Origin of the sequence: Parafrankia discariae (genome assembly GCF_000373365.1) — a bacterium.
In the GTDB taxonomy this organism is placed as follows: domain Bacteria; phylum Actinomycetota; class Actinomycetes; order Frankiales; family Frankiaceae; genus Parafrankia; species Parafrankia discariae.
On record NZ_KB891172.1, the window covers coordinates 1 to 2,543 of the forward strand.

The 2,543-nt window shown below is 56.6% G+C and carries 2 protein-coding genes; both read left to right on the forward strand.

Annotation, left to right across the window (positions count from 1 at the left end):
* Positions 1-121 precede the first annotated feature (121 nt).
* Positions 122-1,063, forward strand: coding sequence for a DUF262 domain-containing protein (locus B056_RS40515; RefSeq protein ID WP_076784671.1), 942 nt, complete (start codon positions 122-124; stop codon positions 1,061-1,063).
* Positions 1,063-1,569, forward strand: a complete 507-nt coding sequence (locus B056_RS42615) for a HEPN domain-containing protein (protein ID WP_076784672.1) — start codon at positions 1,063-1,065, stop codon at positions 1,567-1,569. Before B056_RS40515 ends, B056_RS42615 begins: the two co-directional genes overlap by 1 nt.
* Positions 1,570-2,543: the final 974 nt, after the last annotated feature.

Genomic DNA, 2,543 nt, shown 5'->3' on the forward strand with positions numbered 1-2,543 from the left:
ACTTCCGGCCTCCGGGTCGCCCGTCGGCGGCTCCTTCATGCGCGCGAGATGGAACGTTCCCACGATTCAGGCAAAGCAACTCTGAAAAGGCTCAGCTATCCCGACATTCGGCCACGGGGATATGTCGCTACAGACGGCCGGCTTTCAACGGGGATTCGTCTGGAGACGACCCCAGATGGACAAGTTTATCGAATCGCTCCTTCTCGGGTACCCGATTCCCGGAATCATCCTCGTGCTGCAACCAGATAAGCGGTATCTCGTTCTTGATGGCCAGCAGCGACTTCGCACTCTCCAAGCGTTCTACAAGGGTGTTCATCAAGATCAGGAATTCTCCCTAAAGAACACCGCAGAGCAATTCCAGGGTCTTACTTATGCAACCCTCTCCGCAGAACAGCGGCGTCAACTTGATAACACATTCATTCAAGCCACCATCGTCAAGGCCGAGAGCACGCGAGAATCTCTTGAGGCCGTATACCAGGTCTTCGAGCGGATGAATTCAGGCGGTACGCAGCTAACTCCCCATGAGATCAGAATTGCATTGTATCCGGGACCTTTTGTCGATTGGTTGGCAAATCTCAATACCTTGCAAGACTGGCGACACCTCTATGGACTAGAGTCCCCGCGACTTCGCGACCAGGAATTGATACTGCGGATCGTCGCCCTATTTCTCAATGCCGAACACTACGAAAGACCCCTGAAGCAGTTTTTGAACAACTTCATCGGTGAACATCGGGACCTTCAAGACATAGACCATGAGCGCGTCGTCAAACTCTTCTCTCGAAGTGTCCAGCTCATTTATGCCGCCGTAGGTAGGTCGGCGTTGAGATTCCAGAGCAATCAGGTCAACATGGCGTTGACTGAAGCTCTCTTCGTGGGACTAATGCGACGCCTCGATAGCGGACGTGCCGTCGACGAAGCGACAGTTGCATCGTCCTACCAACGACTCCTAGCCGATGAGAGGCTCACGGCCGCAATTTCAGGATCAACTTCCACCGAGGAAAATCTCAAGGCTAGGCTCGAAGTTGCTACGGCGATCTTCTCTCGGCCACAGCGGAACAGCTAGTGGCCCATAAACAATGGCCACCGCGCAACCTCACTACGATAAAGGAAAATCTAGACCGCCTGGCAGATTCGGTCACAAACCGTCCAGAGGAACGCCCGGACGATGATCATATCTGGCTCACGCGCTTTCTGGTTGTGCGTACATGCGGCTACCTCGAACAAGCAACCTTCGAAACAACGCGGACTTACGTGACCGAGAAATCGGGCGGACCCGTTCAAACATTTGCTATATCCTGGCTCACAAAATCGAGAAATCCCACGCCCGACAATCTCATCGACCTTGTCTCGCGTTTCGGCCCTCAGCTCGAAGAGAACTTTCGGACGTTCCTAGAGGATGAGGACCAGCGGCTACACCGTGAGATATCCTTTCTGGTAGACAGAAGAAACAAGATTGCACATGGAATGAATGAAGGAATCAACACGCGAAAGGCCCTGGATCTCAAGGGTGACGCCGAATTAGTGGCAGATTGGTTTATTACCTATCTAAATCCAGATCGCACAACGTAGTATGGCAGGCTCGGCAAATCAGGGCACGAATGGTGTAGTCCATTTGGTGGCGATCGGGTGCTGCCGCGCCTGCGCACGGTCGGCTTGTATCGAAAGATCCGCCCCCAGCAGCCGCCAAGGTCCGAGTTCGACCGAAAGGCGCCGAGACGGGTCGCCCGGTCCACGGCAGCCAGCTTGGCAGCCAAGGCACCGGACAGCGGTAGACAAGCGCGGACGTCGGCGGAATCCGGACGACGCACCACCAGGACCGGCGGACGTCCGTGGACGAGTACAGACGAGTATCCGGCAATCTCTTAATCCGCGGGTTCGGGGTTCAAGTCCCTGGCGGCGCACCCGTAAGCCCTTGTCAGGGCATCTTTCGCAAGATCGATGATCTCGATTTATTCGAGATCATCCCGCATTTATCCCGCACTTTGCGAACAGCCGTGAGCGTATTTTTCGCGCTTCATCACGGCTGTTCGTTGCTTTTCGTCCTCGGATCGGGCGATCAATTGATCCCGAAATTGTGATGTGCGTCACCATGCCTGATGGATGCTCTTCGCTGACGTCTCCGGGTAGCCGTACACCCCGTCCGAAGTCACGGAAAGTTGCCTTCGAGGCAGTGTTGACCGCCGGCGGGTGTCGCTAGGACCAGCGCCCCATCCGCTGGTCCTAGCAACAGCTCTAATGGCCGAATGTGGTCCTGACCTGTGGAGTAGCTACTAGCGACCGAGGCGACCGAGGGTTGGAAACCGCCGGGATCGGAGCCTTCGGCGTCCTGCGCCGGTCGCTGGGCGACACGAGAGCCCCGGTAGCAGAAAGTAGCCATTGGCGTAATGCCATCCTGGTGGAAGGTCTCAAGCGGGGTTGTGCCGACCACGGTTGCGGCCGGCCCTGGCCCAATGCCGTGAAGCTTAAGGCGATCTTGCTGGGGTTTGGTCAGGCCGCGCGTGGGGTGAGTGGGTGGAGTCGGATCGTGGCGGGGCCCGGGTGGC